Consider the following 18,429-nt stretch of genomic DNA (forward strand, 5'->3'; position numbering starts at 1 on the left):
CGTGGTCCTTGGCTGGGATGGCTGGCGGCGGCGGTACATGAATCGCGCGGTGTACGGCGTACACCTGATGCGGCCACGTTAGGTGTACGGCGTACACTTGTCAATGGGGAACCGTTAGGGAAGGGTGGCCGGATGACCCAGCAAGCGGAGCGCACGCGCCGGATCCCGTTGAGCCGGGACCGCGTCCTGGCTGCCGCCGTCGTGCTGGCCGATCAGGTGGGGATCGAGGCGCTGAGCATGCGCCGGCTGGCGCAGGAACTCGGCGTCGTGCCGATGGCGTTGTACAAGCACGTGGCCAACAAGGAGGAACTCCTTGACGGCATGGTGGACGCCCTTGTCAGCGAGATCGATCCTCCCGTCCGCAATGCCGGCTGGAAGGACACAGTGCGCCTGAGGGTGCTCTCGGCGCGGGGGGCGCTGCTGCGGCATCCGTGGGCCCGGCAAGTGCTGGAATCACGCACGAATAAAACGCCAGCGGTCCTCGGTTACATGGACTCGTTCATCGGCATGTTCCTGGCTGGAGGCTTCTCCGTGGACCTGACCCATCACGTCATGCACGCCCTCGGCAGCCGCATGTGGGGGTTTACCCAGGAGCTGTTCAATGACTCCGCCGGCGGGGACGCCGCAGGGCTGGACACCCTTCCGCCGGAAGCGCAGGCGGCCATGTTCCAGGAGATGGCCGAGCGGTATCCGAACATCCTGAAGGTCGCCACCGCCTCCGCGCACCAGGACTCCGTGGTGGGCCAGGGGTGCGATGACCAGTTCGAGTTCGAGTTCGCCCTGAACCTGCTCCTGGACGGCTTCGAGCGGCTGCACCGGCAGCACTGGAGCTCCACTCCGGCACAGACCACTCCGGCGCAGACCTCCACGCCGGCAACGCCCTGACCGGCCCCTACTCCTCCAAGAACCGCAGCAGGTACGGAAGAGTGGTCCGCATGGCCCGCAGGTCACCCCCGCTCGCGGCCAGCTCGCCCAAATAATCGCCGTGGCTACCCGGCACGATCATCAGGCGCGCCCCGGGAATGACCCGTGACATCCGCACGGCATGGTCAGCGCTGACGACGTCGCGGTCGGCGCTCAGCACCAGGGTGCGGGCCGTGATGCGGCGCAGGTCCTCGTCCGGCCAGCCGGGGAAGCTCAGGATCCGCTGGCGGTCCAGTTCGAACATCCGCTCGAGGTGTCCGGGCTCCGGGTTCAGCCGGCGGTCCGCGTCCTGGTACACCTCCGGCATGTCATCGAGGGTTGCCTTTTCCATCCCCTCCCAGAATTCATCGCCCACAGCGTCGCGGCTGGCGAAGGTGGAGGCGGCAATCAGGCACCGCACCATGGACGGATGCCTTATGGCCAGCGCGAGCGCGGTGTGGCCCCCGGCGCTGAACCCGAGCACATCCACGGAGTCCACGTTGAGCTCATCGAGCACGGCCTTGATGTCCTCTGCCGATCCTTCGGCGGTGAGCGGCCGGGCGGTAGCCGCGGTCCGGCCGTGGCCTTCCTCTTCGACGGCGATCACCTGCAGGCTCTCGGCCAGCAGCGCGGGGATGAGGCCGGCGAAGTTGGTCTCGATGCTCGAGCCTCCGCCGGGAATCAGCAACAGCGGGGGCTCGCCGGCCCGCGGGTGACCATGGACCTCGTAGTACATGCGGAGGTCGCCGTTCGCCGCGTAACCGTGGGTGAATGTCACACGGCATGTTACCGCCGCTAATACCGGGCTGAACAGGGCCTTGCGGACGACGGCGGGAGATTCCCGCCGTCGTCGTGTTGCGTTGCAGGTCAGGCGTTGACGGACTCGGCGATGATCGCGTCGACCTGGCCCAGCGCCTCCCTCATGCCTTCTTCCATGCCCATGGCGACGATCTTCTCCATCTGCTCCTCCGCCTCGAACGTGGACAGGATGGTCATTCGGGTGCGGTCGCCGATTGGCTCCAGCGTCACAACTCCGTGGATCGTGCCCATGTCGGCCACGGGGTCGCCGTTGTCGTCCGCGAAGCCATCATCGAACTCCAGCCGGTGCGGGGCGTTGATGGTCACGAACCGCCACCAGCCGCGGGCCTTCTCCCCCTCTGGTCCCGTCATGTAGTAGCTGGCCTCGCCGCCCGGGACGAACTCATGCTTCTCGAAGGTGGCCGGCCACGTGGGCGGCCCCCACCAGCGCTCGAGCTGGCGCGGGTCTTCCCAGATTTGCCAGACGCGCCCAACTCCGGCATCGAACTCGGCGACCACGGTGAGGCTCAGCGCCTCAAGATTCTTGACTGAACTGACAACCGTCATGACGAACTCTCCTATCCTTCAGTTTCCTTCAGCTTGGCCTTGCGATTTCTTGGTTGATCTGGCGCCTGCCTGTGTCTCGCCAGGTTCCGGGGCGGCCGATTCGGCAAGCAGGTCCGCAATCCGGTCGGCGCGCTGGCGCCAAATGACCTCGTAGTCGTCCAGCAGGCGGCGGGCCCGCTGCAGGCCGTCATGGTTGGCCCGCACGATCTGCTCCCTTCCCCGCTTCTCCTTCGAGACAAGGGAAGCGCGTTCCAGCACCGCCACATGCTTCTGGACGGCCGCAAAACTCATGGCGTAGAGGGCAGCGAGCCCGGAGACCGAGTACTGGCCCACTGTCACCCGGCGCACGATGTCCCTGCGGGTCGCGTCGGCGAACGCCTGGAAAAGGCGGTCGAGTTCGTCGTCGTTGAGCTGGGTTCGGAGCTGATCTACAACCATTTGGTTGTAGGATAGTCCGACCGCTCGGGGGTGTCAATGGGTCGGGAAACGACCCGGGCGGCCCCGGCGCTGGGCGGCAAGGGGCCGGTGTGCGGAGCGTGTGCCGAGCGTAGAGTGAGCCCATGAAGCGTGTGGTGATCGACCGCTTCGGCGGCCCCGAAGTCCTGCAGGTGGTGGAGGTCGACGATCCACGGCCCGGTCCGGGCGAAGTCCGCGTCAGGGTCCTGGCTTCGGGGGTGTCCTTCACCGATGCCCAGCTGCGCGCCGGCACCTACCTCGGCGGACCGAAGCCGCCGTTCACGCCCGGCTACGAGCTCGTCGGCATCGTTGATGAGCTCGGGCCCGGTTGCTCGCGGGTGCGGGTCGGGGATCGCATCGGCGCGCTGACGGTGTGGGGCGCCAACGCCGAGCGCGTCTGTGTGCCGGAGGCATACGCGGTGGATGTGCCTGAGGCCCTCGATCCGGCCGAGGTCGTGAGCCTCGTCTTCCCCTACATGACCGCCTACCAGCTGCTGCACCGGACGGCCCAGGCGAAGCCCGGGGAGAGCGTCCTGGTTCACGGCGCGGCAGGCAGGGTGGGCGCCGCCATCCTCGAGCTCGGAGCACTGGCCCGCCTCCGCCTCTACGGGACCGCCGCCGGCCGGGACCGCGCCGCAGTGGAGCGGCTGGGCGCGGTGGCGATCGACTATCAGAACGAGGATTTCCTGACCCGAGTGCGCGGGCTCACCGGCGACGGCGTAGACATTGCCCTCGACGGGATCGGTGGGCCGTTGTCTCTGCGCTCCTTCCGGGCGCTGCGGCCCGGCGGCCGGCTCGTTGTGTTTGGCCGCTACGCCACCATCGCGCAGGGCCGCAAGAACTGGCCGGGCGTGATCGCCTGGTACGCGGCAACGGGGAGCGTCGCCCTCTGGGGCTGGCTGTCACCCCGCCGAAAGGTGCTGTCCTACCGGATCCAGAAGCTGCGCATCCACCACCAGGACTGGTTCAGGGCAGACTTCTTCGCACTGCTCGAGTTGCTTCGCCGCGGCGAGATTCACCCGGTGGTGGCCGAGCGCCTGCCGCTTTCGGACGTTCGTCGCGCCCATGAGCTGCTGGGGAGCACCGCGGCGAAAGGGAAGATCGTGCTCGTACCCTGATCCGGCATGGTCGCCGCCGCCGCACTACGCGTAATGCCCCGCCGGGTTCGCGGGAAGCCTACGAGGTCGCCGCAAGGTTCCGGCGACCTCGCACGCCTCCGGCGATTTCGCGCGGGTGCGCCACGAGGGAGGATAGTTTTAGGGCATGACGGCAAGCTACAGGTACGACGTCGAGATTGTGCACCTCCTTGTCTCGCCGGCGCACGCCTACTTCGGCCGCGCCCGCGATGGTGCGGCGCAGGTCCCCACGGCGGATGCGGACCACGTGGAACTGGTGGCCGGCAAGGGCATCATCGGCGACCGGTTCTTCGGCAAGGCCGCGCACATGGACGCCGCCGTCACCCTCCTCTCGATCGAGGCCCTCGAGGCGATGGCCGAGGAGCTGGCAGCCTGCCCCTTTGACCCGCTCCTGACCCGACGCAATGTGGTCCTCCGGGGCGCCCACCTCGCTCCCCTGCTCGGCGAAGAGTTCGCGCTCGAATCGAAGGGCAACATGGTCCGGCTCCGGGCCGGACCGCCAGCACACCCCTGCGCGTGGATGGACCGGATGCTTGCACCCGGCGCGCACGCCGCCATGCGCGGCCGGGGAGGCGTGCGAAGCCAGCCGCTTTCGACCGGCCTCCTGAGCCGCGGCCCGGCCGTGCTGGTCAGCCCCCTCCCGCTCGACCCCGGGCAGGCCGGCGTCCCCACGCTGCTGCGCCCCTCCCGGCTGCCGTAGCGCGGCGGAGACGCGGGAGGCGCGGAGACACGAGCGGCGCGGACGACGGCGGGCGTTGCGTGATCCGGCGAGCGGCGATCATGCTCTTTGCCGCGGATGTGGAACAAATGCGCATCCGAATCGTCCGCAGGAAATAGGCTCGGACTCATCGATCAGGCGGCCGCACGGCAACCGTCAAGTGCAAAAACCGGTGAAGGAGCCAGGGTGGACACCCGAAAGCTGAAGTATTTTCTGGCTGTTGTTGACCACGACGGGTTCAGCCGTGCCGCGGAGCACCTGCTCATCGCCCAGCCATCGCTCTCGCAGACCATCGCCGCCCTCGAGAAGGAGCTGGGCGTGCCGCTCTTCCACCGGATCGGGCGGCGGGCGGTGCTCACCGAGGCGGGCAAGGAGCTGATCGGGCCGGCCCGGCTGGTGATGCGCAACCTCGATGCGGCGCAGTCCGCGGTGCAGTCGGTGCGCGGGCTGCGCAGCGGACGGCTGGACATCGTCACGATGCCCTCCCCCGGGATCGAGCCCCTGTCCTCGATGATCGCCGCCTTCACCCGGGCGCATCCCTTGGTCAGGCTCAATGTCAGCGCCGCCTTCACCCCGGAGGACGTCATCGAGTCTGTCCGAAGCGGCAGCACGGAGATCGGGCTGGCAGGCTCCCCCACGCCCATCAAGGTTCCCGGCGTTGAGGTGCTGGAGCTCGATCGCCAGCCGCTGATCCTTCTCGTCAATCCCCAGTCCGATACGTTTGGCGCCGCAACAACGATCCAACGCGAGGAGCTGGCCGGCCACCGCCTGGTCGCGAGCCAGCGCGGTTCGCTGATGCGCTGGCTTGTGGACGATGCCCTGGCGCGGGGAATCGACGCCGAAATCGTCGTCGAGGTCGCCCACCGGACCTCGATCCTGCCCTTGGTCCTGGCCGGGGTCGGCCACGCCGTGATGCCGTCGTCATGGGCGCCCCTGGCCCACAAATCGGGGCTGCGGACGCTGCTGATCGAACCCGTGTCCTACCTGGATGTTGCCGTTCTCAGCCGGAGGGACGACCTGACCCCCGCAGCCCGGTCCTTCCTGGCGGTGGCACGGCTGCACGCGGCCCCGCCTCCGCAAGGACGGACAGACACGCCTCCCCCGGCGCATCATCAATAGGCTGAACCTATCTAGCGGATCGGATCTTGGTCTTGGACGGCATGTGGTGCCGGCCCGTCTACTTGAAGAGGAAGGCAGTGTGACGCTGCTAACACACTCAACGAGGAGGTAGGCACATGAGCGCCACCCAGACATTCAGCATCGCTTCAATCCCCGCCGACGGGGTCGGCATAGAGGTCGTCTCCGCCGGACGCCGGGTCCTGGACGCCCTGGCGCAGAATTCCGGCGGCAAGTTCGCCTTCGAATGGACCGAGTTCCCATGGGGCTGCGAGTACTACGCCAAGACCGGCCAGATGATGGACCCCGACGGATTGGACACCCTCAAGGACTTCGACGCCATCTACTTCGGCGCTGTCGGCTGGGAAAACGTCCCGGACCACATCAGCCTCTGGGGCCTGCGCCTGAATATCACGCAGAACTTTGACCAGTGGGCCAACATCCGTCCGGTGAAGTTCCTCCCGGGCGTCCAGTCCCCGCTGCGCAAGGCCGACACCACCGAACTCGACTGGATTGTGGTCCGCGAAAACAGCGAAGGCGAGTACGCCGGCCTCGGCGGGCGCAACCTCAGCGGCCGCGGCCCGGGCAACGAGGTCGCCTTGCAGACCGCGCTGTTCACCGAGAAGGGCTGCGAGCGCATCATGCGCTTTGCGTTCGATCTCGCCCGGACCCGCACGGTGAAGAAGGTCTCCTCCGTCACCAAGTCCAACGCCCAGCAGTACGGCATGGTCCTCTGGGACGAAACCTTCCAGCGTGTTGCCCTGGACTACCCCGATGTCGCCACCGAGAGCGTCCTGGTCGACGCGATGAGCGCCAAGTTCATCCTGCACCCGGAAGACCTCTCCGTCGTCGTCGCCTCCAACCTGAACGCTGACATCCTCTCCGACCTCGGCTCAGCCCTGGCCGGCAGCCTCGGCCTGGCGGCCAGCGCAAACCTGAACCCGGAGCGCCGCTTCCCGTCCATGTTCGAACCGGTGCACGGCTCGGCCCCGGACATCGCGGGCAAGGGCATCAGCAACCCGATCGGCGCGATCGCCAGCGCAGCTCTGATGCTGGACCACTTCGGCCTGCACGAGGAAGCCCGCCGCGTCGAGGCCGCCATCGAAGAGGCAACCGGCGCCGGCCACCTGACCCGCGACGTCGGCGGCGACGCCACCACCGCGGACGTCACCGCCGCCATCATCGAGGCCCTGGCCCGCACCCTGGCGGCCGTCTAGCCCTGCGGCGCACTAATACGGACAACGGCACTGAAACGGACGACGCCGGCCGCGCGGCCGCCGTCGAACGCTACACACCGCACGGGGCGGCTGCGCCCAACTGGCTCCCGCCCCGTGCAAACCCCCACACTTAAAGCATCTCCAGAGACATTCCACAATGAGGTAGGAATCATGGGACACATCACCACCGCGGGCACGGACATCCCGGCCCCCAAGAAACGCTGGTACAGGCAGCTGTACTTCTGGGTATTGACCGGCATCGTCCTCGGCATTCTGGTGGGCTGGCTGGCCCCGGCCGCGGGCATTGCCATGGAACCGATCGGCACCACCTTCGTCAACGCCATGAGAATGCTGATCGGCCCGATCGTGTTCCTGACCATCGTCGGCGGCATCGCCAGCGTCGCGGATCTGAAGAAGGTCGGCATGACCGGGCTGAAGGCCCTGACGTATTTCCAGATCGGCACGATCTTTGCCCTGCTCTTTGGCCTGGTCGCCATCAACATCTTCCGCCTCGGCGACGGTGTCAACGCAGACGCCAGCGCGATCAAGACGACGGATTCCGCGGCCAAACTCATCGACGCCGGCGCCCACCAGGAATGGTGGCAATTCCTGACCCACGTCATCCCCACCAGCGTCGTCGCACCCTTCGTGGAAGGCGACATCCTCCAGATCATCTTCATCGCCGTGATCTTCGGCGTCGCGCTGAACGCCATGGGCAAGGTCGGAGCGCCCGTCCTGGACGGTGTCCAGCGCCTCACCGGGGTCATGTTCAAAATCCTGGGCTTCATCATGAAGGCCGCCCCGCTGGGCGCTTTCGGCGCGATGGCGTTCGCCGTCGGCAAGTACGGCGTCTCCTCCCTCTCCAGCATGGGCGGGCTGATCGCCCTCTTCTACGCCACCTCGATCCTCTTCGTCGTCGTGGTCCTCGGGTCCGTCATGGCCTTCCTGAAGCTGAACATCTTCAAGATGATCCGCCACCTCAAAGAGGAGTACCTGCTCATTCTGGGCACCTCCACTGCCGAACCGGCCCTCCCGGGCCTGATGCGCAAGCTCGAGCACGCCGGTGTGAAGAAGGAAACGGTCGGGCTCGTGGTCCCCACGGGCTACAGCTTCAACCTCGACGGCGCCGCCATCTACCTTTCGCTGGCCGCCGTCTACATCGCCCAGGCAACCAACACGAACCTGACCATCGGCCAGCAACTGGGCCTCATCGCGGTCATGCTGCTCACCTCCAAGGGCGCGGCAGGCGTCGCCGGCGGCGGCTTCATCGCCCTGACCGCCACCCTGGCCACGCTCGGCACCATCCCTGCCGCGGGCATCATGCTCATCTTCGGCATCGACAAGTTCATGTCCGAGTGCCGGGCCCTGGTGAACTTCACCGGCAACGCCGTCGCCACCTTGTTCATCGCCTGGTGGGACCACACGCTGGACGCGGACCGCGTCCGCCGCGTCTTCAACGGCGAAACTGTTGAGCCCCTGCCCAGCGAGGATCCGATCCTCCCGGACGGCTACGGCGACATCGACGATGACCTGATCGAATACGGCCACCACACGCACCCGGACAACAACCCGCAGCGCACAGAACCCGCCGACGCCGATTCGACGGGCGAGGACAACCGCCGCCCCGCCTACTCGGAAACCATCTGACATGTCCAACACCACCGCCCCGAAAACCGTGCGGACCCTCATCGCACCGGACAAGTTCAAAGGCAGCCTCACGGCCGGCGAGGTGGCCGATGCCCTGGCCGCAGGGCTCCGCGCCGGAGCCGGCTCCACCGGCCGGGCCGGAGCGGTCCACTGCGAGCTGCTTCCGCTGGCCGACGGCGGGGACGGCAGTGTGGACGCCGCCGTCGCCGCGGGCTTCACCCGGCACCGCCACACTGTCACCGGGCCCACCGGCCAGCCCATCCCGGCCGGCATCGCGTTCGACGGCACCACCGCCGTCGTCGAGGTCGCCAACACCTGTGGCCTGGCGCTCCTGCCGGCGGGCCAGCTGGAACCCTTGGCGGCCTCCAGCCGGGGCTTTGGTGAAGCGGTCCTGTTCGCCCTCAATCTCAACCCGGCCAGGATCGTCCTGGCGCTGGGCGGAAGTGCCAGCACCGACGGCGGCATGGGAATGCTCACCGCCCTGGGCTACGGCTTCCACGACGCCCGCGGCCGGCAGCTCCACGGCAGCGGAAAGTCCCTGGCGCAGATCCACACCATCCGCCGGACCAGGTTCCCCGAACTGGACGGCACGGAACTCGTGGTCGCCAGCGACGTCCACAATCCCCTGCTCGGACCCGACGGCGCGCCGGCGGTCTTCGGACCCCAAAAGGGCGCCGGACCGCAGGACATTGCGGCACTCGAGCACGGGCTGGCGCACCTCGTCGCCGCGTTGACGGACGCCGGGTTTGAGGACGCCGAGGCACTGGCGCAGCGTGAGGGCGCCGGAAGCGCCGGCGGGATCGGCTTCGCCTGCCTGCTGCTGGGTGCCAGGCAGGTCTCCGGCGCCGACTATTTCCTGGACCTGCTCGATTTCAACAACCGCAGGGACAGCTGCGATGTCGTCATCACCGGCGAGGGCAGCATCGACGACCAGACCCTCGCCGGCAAACTTCCGGCCGCCGTCGCCCGGAGGTCCGGAACCCGCCCGATCATCGCGGTGGCCGGCCGTTCCCTCCTCCCCCGGGAAAGATGGTCCGAACTGGCGCTCACCCGGGTCTACACCCTGGCCGAGTACACCGACCAGGACTCCTCCAAAGATCCCGGACTTTCGGCCGCCCTGCTGCAGAGGATCGGGAAGGACATCGCGGCAAGCCTGCTGTAGGCGCCCTTCCGCCGACGAGGGGAACGCCCGCCGGGGGGGGAAACCCGGCGGGCGTTCCTGTTGCCTTCCCTTTGATCCGCTTGTTGTCCGCCCACTGGCGGCCCGCTGTCAGCAGTAGCGCAACCTGGCCCTGCGGCCTTCTGCCTAATCGCTCCCTGGCTCTTCCCGCTCCGCGATTCCCTTCACGCTCTTCACCAGGCTGTCCCACATGCCCTTGGAGTGGTCGGCGTCCTCGGCACTGGCGTTGTTGTCCTGGGCGAGCGTCAGTTGCGTGGCACCGGCCTGGTCCTCGAGCGTCCAGGTGAGCGTGTGGTAGTTCTCCGGCGCATCCGGCTGGCCGCTCAACGGGCTGAAGTGCGTGACAACAAGCCGCCGTCCGGGTTCAAACTCGAGGATGCTGCCCCTGTCCTCGTACTCCTTGCCGTCCCAGGTGCCCCGCCACAGGATGGGTCCGCCTACCGTCCAGTCGGTCACGAGTTCGGTACCGAACATGAACTCCTTGGCTGCATCGGGATCGGTGATGACGGACCATACGCGGCTCGCGGGCGCCTCGATGGTGATGGTCGAGGTCGCCACATACATTCCAGGCATAGCCTTCCTTTCCTCGCGGAGTCGCTCGGCGCCGGCAGCGCCCGGCACCGAGACTACTCCGCCGGGCGGAACGTGCGGAAGCTCCCTAGGCCGGGTAGATCGCGATGGCGGCGGCCTTGATGACGAAGTAGACGCTCATTCCGGGGACGAGGCCGAGGTCGGCTGACGCGGCCGGGGTGATGTCGGCGGAGAGTCGACCGGCACGGACACGGATCTGATCGCCGTGGGGCTCCAGGTCCGTGATGATCACTTGGAATGAGTTTCGCGGGCTGCCGTGCTCTTCGGTGAGGAACACCGATACCGCCGAGGGCGGAAAGACCGCTACTCCGTCCTGCCCGGGCTCGACGGACTCGTCCTGGTGGCCCGCGACGACCATGCCCTGGGCCGTGGTCACCCCGGCGTTGCTGACGGTGCCGGCCACAAGGTTCAGCCCGGCCAGCCCGGCGGCGAACCGGCTGCGGGGTTTTTCCAGGACTTCGCGGGTGGGGCCCTGTTCGGTGATCCGGCCGCCCTCGAGGACGATCACCCGGTCGGCCAGCATGAGGGCGTCGAGGATGTCGTGGGTGATGATGATCGCCCGGCGGCCGGCGAGGACGCGCTTGAGGAGCCGGCGGAGCAGCGGGGCGGCATGGATGTCGAGCGCGGCCATGGGCTCGTCGAGGAGCAGCAGGTCGGGGTCGGCGGCGAGGGCGCGGGCCACGGCCACCCGCTGGGCCTGTCCGCCGGAGATCTGTCCGGGGCGCCGCGAGGCGAGGGAGTCGGCGTCGACCTCGCTGAGCCAGTGCATTGCCGTTTCGCGGGCCGCTGCGCTGGAGGCGCCGGCGCTGCGTGGCCCGAACGCGACGTTGTCCAGTGCACTGAGGTGCGGAAACAGGAGGGCTTCCTGGGCCAGCAGCGCCGTGCCCCGGGTGTGCGGGGCGCGCCAGATGTTGGTGTCCGCGCTCAGGTCGAACAGGACTTTTTCGCCGATCGTCGCCTTGCCGGCATCGGGGCGCAGCAGGCCGGAGATGATCGAGAGGAGCGTCGATTTACCGGCCCCGTTGGGCCCGAGGATGGCGATTGTCTCGGCCGGTCCGAGGCTGAGGGAGACCTCGAAACTCCGTGCGGCAAGGGTTGCGTCCAGCTGAAAGGTCACCGGAGTGCTCCTTCCGGTGCAACGCCAAGGCGAGGGCGCCGGTAGGAGAGCCCGACGACGGCCACCGCCACGGCGACCAGCAGGAGGGAGAGCGCGACGGCGGCGTCGGCGTCGGTTTCGCGTTGCAGATAGATCTCCAGCGGCAGGGTGCGGGTGACGCCCTGCAGGCTGCCGGCGAAGGTCAGGGTGGCACCGAATTCGCCCAGGCTGCGGGCGAAGGACAGAACGGCGCCGGAGGCCAGGCCGGGGAGCACCAGCGGGATGGTCACCCGGCGCAGCACCGTGCCCGGGCGCGCGCCGAGGGTCGCGGCGACCGCCTCGTACTTGTTGCCGGCGGTGCGCAGGGCGCCTTCGAGGCTGACCACCAGGAACGGCAGGGCAACGTACGTCTGGGCGAGGACGACGGCGGTGGTGGAGAAGGCGATCTGGATTCCGGCCAGTTCCAGGCTTTTGCCCAGGAGTCCCTGGCGGCCGAAGGTGTAGAGCAGGGCGATGCCTCCCACCACGGGAGGCAGGACCAGCGGCAGCAGGACGAAGGCCCGGAGCAGGCGCTGGCCCGGGAACGGGCTCCGCGCCAGGATGAGTGCGAGCGGCACGCCGAGGACGATGCAGGAGGCGGTGCTCGCCGCGGAGGTTCGCAGGCTCAGGCCGAGCGCGGTGAGTGAGGATTCGGAAGTGATCAGCGGGATGAACTCGGACCAGTTGACCCTGGCGACCATTGCCACCAGCGGAAGCAGGACGAAGAGTGCCCCTGCTGCCGCGATGGCGTAAATCCATGCCGGGATGCCTGTGTACCCGGTGCCGCTGCGCCTGTGCATGCCGTTTACGGGGTGCCGAATCCGGCGTCGCTCAGGACCGTCTTGCCCGCGCTGCCGGTGACCGCGGCGATGAAGGCAGCGGCGAGCTCCTTGTTCTTGCTCGTGCCGACCGTGGCGATCGGGTAGGTGTTTACAGCCTGGTCCGACTCGGCGAAGGGGATGCCTTCGACCTTATCTCCGGCGTTCCTGACGTCCGTGACATAGACCAGCCCGGCGTCGGCCTCACCCGAGGTGACCTTGCCCAGGACATCCGTGACGGACGATTCCTCGCTGACCGGCGCCAGGGTGGTGCCGGTGGCTTTTTCGACAGTCTCGGCCGCGGCGCCGCAGGGAACCTGCGGTGCGCAGACCACCACCTTCACGCCCGGTCTGGCGAGGTCGGCGAAGGAGCTGATCGATGCCGGGTTGGACGGCGGAACCGCGATCTCCAGGACGTTCGTGGCGAAGTTGGCCGGGGCGCCGTCGATCAGTTCCGCATCGTTCAGCTTGGTCATGTTCTTGGTGTCGGCGGAGGCAAACACGTCGGCCGGGGCGCCCTGGGTGATCTGCGTGACCAGGTCCGAGGAGCCGGCAAAGTTCAAAGTGATTTTGGTGCCGGGGCTCTTGGCCTCGAAGTCGCTGGCCAGCTTGGTGAAGGTCGATTTCAGCGAGGCCGCGGCGTAAACGGTGATCGCTCCGGACAGCGTGGGGGTCTCACTGGCCCCGGCGCTGGAGTTGGAGCCGGTTCCGGCTGCCCCGGGCGTGCCGGCGGCACAGCCGGCCAGGCCCGCGGCCAGGGCGCCGGCCGCCAGCAGTGCGGTGACGCGCTTGCGGGCAGTCCTCATATGATGCTCTTTCCGTGGGGCGTTTCGATGATGACGGTGGTGGCTTTGACCACGGCGGTCGCCACGGAGCCAAGCTCCAGGCCCAGTTCCCGGACCGCTTCGCTGCTCATCAGGGACACGACGCGGAAGGGCCCGCACTGCAGCTCAACCTGTGCCATGACTTTGTCAGCGGTGATGCCCGTGACCAGGCCGACGAACCGGTTGCGGGCGGAGCGGCCCACCTTGGTGGGGTCATCGGGAAGCTGTGCCTGGTCGCGGGCCAGGTGGGCAAGCTCGAGGCCGTCCACGGCCAGCCGGCCGGAGTCATCCTTGACCGGGGTCAGGACCCCATTCTCGGTCCAGCGCCGGACGGTGTCGTCACTGACCCCGAGAAACCGTGCTGCTTCGGAGATGCGGAATTTCGGCATGACTCCATAATCACCTATTTGCGGCAATTATGGGCATTCCTATCCGCAAATCAGTAGGAATCCTCGTTTGGGGTCATCCGAGGCGCAGCCGGGTCCGCCCCCCGATCCTCGAACTCAAGCCGCATTTCGGGCCGGCCGGTGGCGCCGTCGTCGGGCGCCGCCCGCTGGGTGGCCACCAGGAGCGACGGCGGGTCGATTTTCCCGCCGCCCGGGACGATAATCGGAGGTGACCGGACAGCTTCTGCCGAGAGGAGCCGGCCGTGGCACCCACCACCCTGCTGGCAGGATTCAGATCTGCGATCGCCGCCCTCACGCTGGGGGTGCTGCTGTTGACCGGAACCGGCTGCTCCTCCGACAACCCCGCGGAAACCACGAAGATCACGCCGGCGACCAACGGGATCAACACAGTGATCGGTCCAATGAAGCTGGCGGACATGCTCATCCTCTCCCACGGAGCGGACCAGCCGGGACGGATTATGGGCACCGTATTCAACACGTCCGCCAAGGACGCGGTTGTCACCATCTCCGGCGCTTCCGGATCGACGGTATCGATTCCGGTCAAGGCTAACGGCGAAACGTCTTTGGCCCAACCTCCGGCCATGATGCTGGACCCCACCACGGGATCCCCCGGGTCCCTGGTCACGGTCCGGGTGAGCGAGGACTCCACAGGTAAGTCGGCCGAGCTGCAGCTTCCGGTCCTCGACTCCACGCTCCCCGAATACCAGTCGTACATGCCCGCGACGCCCGGATCCGGGACTGCCTCCGGCACCCCATCACCCACGCAAACCGGGAACACCACCGCCCCATCCGGGACCGGGTCCCCCACCTCCAGCCCCTCCCCCAGTCCCTAGCCCGGTCCCAAGCGCCAGCCAACAATGGATCTGGCCCCAGGGGCAACGCCGGCGGCGCAGGAGCAGGACGGGGCTTAGGCAGGCAGGGCCGGTGAACGCCGACCTGCCTGCCTGGCGGCCTCTGGCTCTGGCTAGGAGAAGCGTCCCGGCCGGAAGGTGGCCAGCATCGGGTGCTTCGTGCCGGTCATGATCTCGCCCGCGAGAAGTTCTCCTGCGATGAGGCCGAGCGTGGCCCCCGAGTGTGTGAAGGCCACGAAGCAGCCGGGCACCTGGCCGAGTTCACCGAGGACCGGTTCGCCGTCGCCCGGGATGGGCTTGTAGCCGATCTTCCAGGAGGCCGGTTTGAGGTCGGGGTTGTCGGCGATGAGCTTGGATGCTTCATCGGCGAGTTCCTGGACCACGTCATCGGGGATGCTGAAGGAGCCGTCGGCGTGTTCGGTGATGTGCCCTTCATACCAGTCGTGGTCCAGGGCAAGGGTGTTTCCGGGGTTGGGCCGGACGGCGGCCCTGGGGGTGTTCAGCACGGCCTTCAGCTCGTGCTCTAGGGGTTTGGTCAGCACCAGCATGGAGACCGGGGATCCGTTGGGGATCTCGACGCCGAGGGGCGCGACGACGGCGGGAGTTGCGGCACCGCACGCCACGAGAACAGCGTCTGCCTCGTAGGTTTCGCCTGCGGCCGTCTCGACGCCGGTGGCCCGGCCGCCTTCGACCGTCACGGACACCTTGCCGGCGTTGAGGACGAGTTCACCGCCCAAGGCGTGGAACTCCTCCATCAGGAAGTCCACCAGATCGGGCAGGCTGACCCAGCCCTCACCGGGATTGAAGATGGCGTTCTCCGGAACTTCGACCGGATCGATGCCGGGGGTGGCTGAAGAAACTCGTTCGGGCGTCAGAAGCTTCGAGTCATAGCCGATGGATTTCTCGTAGCGGTGGCGGGCTTCCGTGGCGGCTTCCTGGCCGGCGGGATTCCACATGAGGCCACCGCCGAACTGCAGCCATTCCCGGCCGGGGTCCGCGGCGAAGAGCGTGCGGTAGCGGTCCACGCCGGCGACCCGGAGCTGGTGGTACGGCGTGGACCGTTCTCCGGCGGAGTTCAGCCAGGAGAGCGAGCGGCCGGTGGCCTCGCTGGCCAGGCCGTGTTCGGTCAGGAGGATGACGGAGGCGCCGTCGCGGAGCAGGTGGACGGCGGTGGAGACGCCGAGGATGCCGCCGCCGATGATGGCGATGCGCTTGGTTGAGGGCGTGGAGGACATGGGTCTGCCTTTCCTTAAGTAGAGGTGTCTGGGGTACCCGCCAGGGGCACTGGGAGCGGGTGTGCGGACTATACGGAGGCGCGGATATTTTCGATGACCCTCAGGACGTCGAGTGACTCTTCCGGGTCGACCGGAAGTGGGCCCTTGCCACGAAGGGCAGTCGCGAGCTGTGCATAGAACAGCGGATAGGCGCCGGGTTCAGATGCGACTGGGCGCAGGTCTCCATCGACACCCAAGGTCCCCCAATGGGTTTGGGGTTCGACGCCGTAGCCCGGGTCCGTGGGTGTCGTTCCGGCCGCGAGGGCCGGTTCCTGGCCGTCCAAGCCCCACTTCGTGTAGCCGGACTGGGAGCCCAGGACGTGGAAGCGCGGGCCGACCTGCGCCGCCATCCCGTTCATCCACAACCGTGAGCGGACCCCGGATTCGTGGAGCAGGGACACGAAGGCCTCGGTGTCGGCGCCGCCCGGATCCGGGCCGTGGTTCGCCGTTTCGCCGTAGCTTTCGGTTGCCGGGCCAAAGAGCTGGAGGGCCTGGTCGATCAGGTGGGCACCGAGGTCGTTGAGGATGCCGCCGCCCTCGGACACGGCGGCGGTGTCCCGCCAGTTTCCGAAGCCCTCCGGCCGCCACCATTCAAAGCGCGATTCGAAGCTGCGCACCTCCCCCAGCGTTCCTTCCCCGACAAGCTTCCGCAGCGTCAGGAAGTCCGCGTCCCAGCGTCGGTTCTGAAATACCGTGAGCTGCACGCCGGCGTCGGCCGCCCGGGAGATGAGCTTCTGCCCCTGGTCCGATGTGGTGACGAACGGCTTATCCACCACCACGTGGAGGCCATGGGCGATGGCCGTTGCGGCGAGGTCGAAGTGGGTCAGCGGTGGCGTTCCGAGGACCACCAGATCGAGGTCACCGGACAGCGCAAACAGATCCTCCGGCGTCGGGACGATCCGGGTATCCGGGTAGAGCCTTGCAGCCTCCGTGGCGCGGTCCGGATCCGCCGTGACGATAACGTCCAGCGAGTAGTTGGCATCCGCCGCGATCAGCGGTGCGTGGAAGACTTTGCCCGAGATGCCAAACCCGACGACGGCGGCGCGGATGGGTGCCGCGGCGGTGTTTCCCTTCAGGGTCTCCATCAAAGCACTTCCGAGAGGAATCGCTGGAGGCGTTCGCTTTGCGGGTTGTCGAAGAGGTCGGCGGGCGTGCCTGACTCGACGACCTCGCCTTCGTCCATGAAGACGACCTGGTCGGCGACTTTGCGGGCAAAGCCCATCTCATGCGTGACCACCAGCATGGTCATGCCTCGGCGGCCCAGGCCTGCCATGAGGTTCAGCACGCCCTTGACCAGTTCCGGGTCCAGGGCGCTGGTGGCCTCGTCGAAGAGCATGACTTCCGGTTCCATGGCCAGGGCCCGGGCAATCGCGACGCGCTGCTGCTGTCCGCCGGAGAGGTCACGGGGGCGGTGGTCGGCGCGTTCGGCAAGACCGACCTCGGCGAGGCGGCGCCGGGCGCGTTCCCTGGCTTCGGCCTTGGGCATGCCCTTGACACTCCAGAGGGCCAGCGCCGCGTTCTCGAGGGCGGTGTGGTCCGGGAAGAGGTTGAAGTGCTGGAACACCATGCCGATGCGGCTGCGCAGGAGGTCCGGTTTGACCTGCAGGGCGCTCTCGCCGGCCAGGAGCACGTCCCCACTCTTGGGTTCGTGAAGCCGGTTGACGCCGCGCAGGAGGGTGGATTTGCCGGAGCCGGAGGGCCCGATGATACAGGTGGTGGTGCCCGGGGCGACGTTGAGGCTGACATTGCGGAGCACCTCGACATCGCCGTAGGCCATGGTCAGGTTCTTCAGTTCCAGGCTGGAGCCATGGAACGTCTCGATGTCCGAAACTGATTCTTTGGCATTGCTGGTGCTGCTTGCGGTGTTGCTGGCGAGGCTCATGTGTTGCTCCCGGTGGTCAGCGGTGAAGCCGCGGCGAGTTCTTTGACTTCCTTGAGACCGCTGCTGGGTGCGCCGGGGAGGCGTCGGCCGGTGCGGAAGCGGTTATCGAAGTAATTGACCAGATGGGTCAGGGGAACCGTGATCAGCAGGTAGAAGATGCCGGCCATGACCAGGGGCGAGAGGTTGCCGGAAAGCACGGCGGCATCCTGGCCGACGCGGAAGAGCTCGCGTTCCGTGACCAGCAGGCCCAGGAAATAGACCAGCGAGGAGTCCTTGACGATGGCGATGAACTGGTTCACCAGCGCCGGCAGGACCCGGCGGACGCCTTGCGGAACCACCACCAGGGCCATGGACTTCGCGTAGCTCATGCCCAGCGCGCGGCAGGCCTCACCCTGGCCTTTGTCCACGCTCTGGATACCGGCGCGGAAGATCTCACCGATGTAGGCGCTGGCGATCAGGCTCAGGGCGATGATCCCCAGGGGGTAGGGCGAGGGGCCGAAGATCGATTGGCTGAAGCGGGCGAAGCCCTGGCCGATCAACAGGATGGTCAGGATGGCGGGGAGTCCGCGGAAGAGGTCCGTGTAGATCCGGGCCGGAACCCGAAGCCACCGCGAGGGAGATATCCCCATGACGGCGACGACCATGCCGAGGGCAACGCCGATGATGGTCGCCGCCACGGAGATGATGAGGGTATTGAGGAGACCGACTCCCAGAAGCTGGGGCAGGACCTCGGCCATTGCGCCGAAGTCGAAGAAGGTGCGGGTGATGGTGCTTAACCAGTCCATGGTTGCTCTCAGACGTAGGTAGCTTGTGGAACCCGGGCGGGCCGCGCAGTGCGGCCCGCCCGGTCAGGTGGCAGCCGGGCTATGTGCCGGACGTGCCGATGGTTCGGGGCCTATTGCTTGCCGG

General features: G+C 67.6%; 20 protein-coding genes. 8 read left to right on the plus strand and 12 right to left on the minus strand.

Annotated elements, in window-relative coordinates; genetic code table 11:
- The first annotated feature begins 132 nt into the window (after positions 1 to 132).
- On the plus strand, positions 133 to 885 hold the full coding sequence (locus AC1DRO_RS17150) for a TetR/AcrR family transcriptional regulator (protein WP_476951757.1): 753 nt from the start codon (positions 133 to 135) through the stop codon (positions 883 to 885).
- A gap of 7 nt (positions 886 to 892) precedes the next feature.
- On the opposite strand, the gene AC1DRO_RS17155 is transcribed toward AC1DRO_RS17150, so the two are convergent.
- The 3 genes from AC1DRO_RS17155 to AC1DRO_RS17165 form a co-directional block, all read right to left on the minus strand.
- Entirely contained in the window at positions 893 to 1,681 is a 789-nt protein-coding gene (locus AC1DRO_RS17155) for an alpha/beta fold hydrolase (protein WP_476951758.1), read from the minus strand.
- An 89-nt stretch (positions 1,682 to 1,770) separates the two neighbouring features.
- Entirely contained in the window at positions 1,771 to 2,268 is a 498-nt protein-coding gene (locus AC1DRO_RS17160) for an SRPBCC family protein (RefSeq protein WP_230009669.1), read from the minus strand.
- An 18-nt stretch (positions 2,269 to 2,286) separates the two neighbouring features.
- Entirely contained in the window at positions 2,287 to 2,706 is a 420-nt protein-coding gene (locus AC1DRO_RS17165) for an ArsR/SmtB family transcription factor (protein ID WP_476951759.1), read from the minus strand.
- Between the two features lie 122 nt (positions 2,707 to 2,828).
- Between AC1DRO_RS17165 and AC1DRO_RS17170 the strand changes: the two genes are divergently transcribed.
- The 6 genes from AC1DRO_RS17170 (at position 2,829) to AC1DRO_RS17195 (ending at position 9,720) form a co-directional block, all read left to right on the plus strand.
- Positions 2,829 to 3,842 carry a medium chain dehydrogenase/reductase family protein gene (locus tag AC1DRO_RS17170; protein WP_476951760.1) on the plus strand — a complete coding sequence of 338 codons (1,014 nt, stop codon included), beginning with the start codon at positions 2,829 to 2,831 and terminating at the stop codon, positions 3,840 to 3,842.
- Positions 3,843 to 3,987: 145 nt separating this feature from the next.
- The gene (locus tag AC1DRO_RS17175) at positions 3,988 to 4,560 is read left to right on the plus strand and encodes an MOSC domain-containing protein (protein ID WP_476951761.1); all 573 of its coding nucleotides are present in this window, start codon (positions 3,988 to 3,990) and stop codon (positions 4,558 to 4,560) included.
- A 204-nt stretch (positions 4,561 to 4,764) separates the two neighbouring features.
- The gene (locus AC1DRO_RS17180) at positions 4,765 to 5,697 is read left to right on the plus strand and encodes a LysR family transcriptional regulator (RefSeq protein ID WP_476951762.1); all 933 of its coding nucleotides are present in this window, start codon (positions 4,765 to 4,767) and stop codon (positions 5,695 to 5,697) included.
- 116 nt (positions 5,698 to 5,813) lie between these two features.
- Complete coding sequence (locus tag AC1DRO_RS17185; protein WP_476951763.1) at positions 5,814 to 6,911, plus strand: tartrate dehydrogenase; 1,098 nt, start codon at positions 5,814 to 5,816, stop codon at positions 6,909 to 6,911.
- Positions 6,912 to 7,082: 171 nt separating this feature from the next.
- Positions 7,083 to 8,558 (plus strand): C4-dicarboxylate transporter DctA, encoded by a 1,476-nt coding sequence (gene dctA / locus AC1DRO_RS17190; RefSeq protein WP_476951764.1) that lies wholly within the window; start codon positions 7,083 to 7,085, stop codon positions 8,556 to 8,558.
- Position 8,559: 1 nt separating this feature from the next.
- A complete protein-coding gene (locus AC1DRO_RS17195) occupies positions 8,560 to 9,720 on the plus strand; it encodes a glycerate kinase (RefSeq protein ID WP_476951765.1) in 1,161 nt (386 codons plus the stop codon).
- Between the two features lie 144 nt (positions 9,721 to 9,864).
- Here AC1DRO_RS17195 and AC1DRO_RS17200 read toward each other — a convergent pair whose 3' ends face one another.
- The 5 genes from AC1DRO_RS17200 to AC1DRO_RS17220 all read right to left on the minus strand — a co-directional run bounded on the left by AC1DRO_RS17200 (position 9,865) and on the right by AC1DRO_RS17220 (position 13,495).
- Positions 9,865 to 10,311 carry an SRPBCC domain-containing protein gene (locus AC1DRO_RS17200; RefSeq protein WP_476951766.1) on the minus strand — a complete coding sequence of 149 codons (447 nt, stop codon included), beginning with the start codon at positions 10,309 to 10,311 and terminating at the stop codon, positions 9,865 to 9,867.
- Between the two features lie 85 nt (positions 10,312 to 10,396).
- Entirely contained in the window at positions 10,397 to 11,446 is a 1,050-nt protein-coding gene (locus tag AC1DRO_RS17205; RefSeq protein WP_476951767.1) for a sulfate/molybdate ABC transporter ATP-binding protein, read from the minus strand.
- Positions 11,443 to 12,264: an ABC transporter permease gene (locus tag AC1DRO_RS17210; RefSeq protein ID WP_028275168.1), complete on the minus strand. Its 822-nt coding sequence runs from the start codon at positions 12,262 to 12,264 to the stop codon at positions 11,443 to 11,445. Before AC1DRO_RS17210 ends, AC1DRO_RS17205 begins: the two co-directional genes overlap by 4 nt.
- A gap of 5 nt (positions 12,265 to 12,269) precedes the next feature.
- Entirely contained in the window at positions 12,270 to 13,088 is an 819-nt protein-coding gene (gene modA / locus AC1DRO_RS17215; protein ID WP_476951768.1) for a molybdate ABC transporter substrate-binding protein, read from the minus strand.
- The gene (locus AC1DRO_RS17220; RefSeq protein WP_476951769.1) at positions 13,085 to 13,495 is read right to left on the minus strand and encodes a TOBE domain-containing protein; all 411 of its coding nucleotides are present in this window, start codon (positions 13,493 to 13,495) and stop codon (positions 13,085 to 13,087) included. The genes modA and AC1DRO_RS17220 overlap by 4 nt, the downstream gene beginning before the upstream one ends.
- A gap of 260 nt (positions 13,496 to 13,755) precedes the next feature.
- On the opposite strand from AC1DRO_RS17220, the gene AC1DRO_RS17225 reads away from it, so the two are divergent.
- Positions 13,756 to 14,346, plus strand: coding sequence for a hypothetical protein (locus tag AC1DRO_RS17225; protein WP_476951770.1), 591 nt, complete (start codon positions 13,756 to 13,758; stop codon positions 14,344 to 14,346).
- A 131-nt stretch (positions 14,347 to 14,477) separates the two neighbouring features.
- Here the strand turns inward: AC1DRO_RS17225 and AC1DRO_RS17230 are convergent, their stop codons facing one another.
- From AC1DRO_RS17230 to AC1DRO_RS17245, 4 genes are all read right to left on the minus strand, one after another.
- Positions 14,478 to 15,599 (minus strand): NAD(P)/FAD-dependent oxidoreductase, encoded by a 1,122-nt coding sequence (locus tag AC1DRO_RS17230; protein ID WP_476951771.1) that lies wholly within the window; start codon positions 15,597 to 15,599, stop codon positions 14,478 to 14,480.
- Between the two features lie 68 nt (positions 15,600 to 15,667).
- Positions 15,668 to 16,723: a Gfo/Idh/MocA family protein gene (locus AC1DRO_RS17235; RefSeq protein ID WP_476951772.1), complete on the minus strand. Its 1,056-nt coding sequence runs from the start codon at positions 16,721 to 16,723 to the stop codon at positions 15,668 to 15,670.
- Positions 16,723 to 17,520, minus strand: a complete 798-nt coding sequence (locus AC1DRO_RS17240; protein ID WP_476951773.1) for an amino acid ABC transporter ATP-binding protein — start codon at positions 17,518 to 17,520, stop codon at positions 16,723 to 16,725. Before AC1DRO_RS17240 ends, AC1DRO_RS17235 begins: the two co-directional genes overlap by 1 nt.
- Entirely contained in the window at positions 17,517 to 18,305 is a 789-nt protein-coding gene (locus tag AC1DRO_RS17245) for an amino acid ABC transporter permease (protein ID WP_476951774.1), read from the minus strand. The genes AC1DRO_RS17240 and AC1DRO_RS17245 overlap by 4 nt, the downstream gene beginning before the upstream one ends.
- Between the last annotated feature and the right edge of the window lie 124 nt (positions 18,306 to 18,429).

This window comes from Arthrobacter sp. P4_F11, from assembly GCF_056401395.1.